We start from the raw sequence: 809 nt of genomic DNA on the forward strand, positions 1-809 counted from the left end.
GTAGTCGATTAGCTCCAGCAAGTCGTCGTAAGAAGACGGTTGGCGTGGCTGATATTGAAGCCATGGTTGCAAAAATGGCTCGAATTCCAGAGAAGTCGGTGTCTTCATCTGACAAAGACATATTGAAGAATCTTGATGGAAAAATGAAGATGCTAGTCTTTGGTCAAGACAACGCTATTGATGCGCTTTCGGAGGCTATCAAACTGTCGCGTGCTGGTTTGGGTGTAGATAACAAGCCTGTGGGTTCGTTCTTGTTTGCAGGGCCTACTGGTGTGGGTAAAACCGAGGTAACTGTTCAGCTATCGAAACTGCTGGGTATTGAACTGCTTCGTTTTGATATGTCTGAGTATGGTGAGCGTCACTCTGTGAGCCGCTTAATTGGTGCTCCTCCAGGTTATGTTGGTTATGATCAAGGTGGCTTGTTAACCGATGCCGTTATTAAGCATCCTCATTCCGTTGTTTTGTTGGATGAGATTGAGAAAGCGCACCCAGATATCTTTAATTTGTTACTGCAAGTGATGGATAACGGTACGCTGACGGACAACAATGGTCGCAAGGCCGACTTCCGTAACGTGATCCTTGTGATGACCACTAACGCGGGTGTGGCTGAAACTGAGAAGAAATCGATCGGTTTAATCCAACAAGATCATAGTCACGCTGCCATGGCAGAAATTAAGAAGGTGTTCACTCCGGAGTTCCGTAACCGTCTTGATAATATCATCTGGTTTAATAGCCTAGATGAAAGTGTTATCCATCAAGTGGTTGATAAGTTTATTGTCGAGCTTCAAGTCCAGTTGGATGCTCGCGGA

The 809-nt window shown here is 45.4% G+C and carries 1 protein-coding gene; it reads left to right on the top strand.

Annotated elements, in window-relative coordinates; genetic code table 11:
- Window positions 1–809 (top strand): AAA family ATPase (locus R7O13_RS25890; RefSeq protein WP_318305077.1); only part of this gene is annotated, 809 nt, incomplete at both ends.

Source organism: Vibrio sp. Y176, from assembly GCF_033438945.1.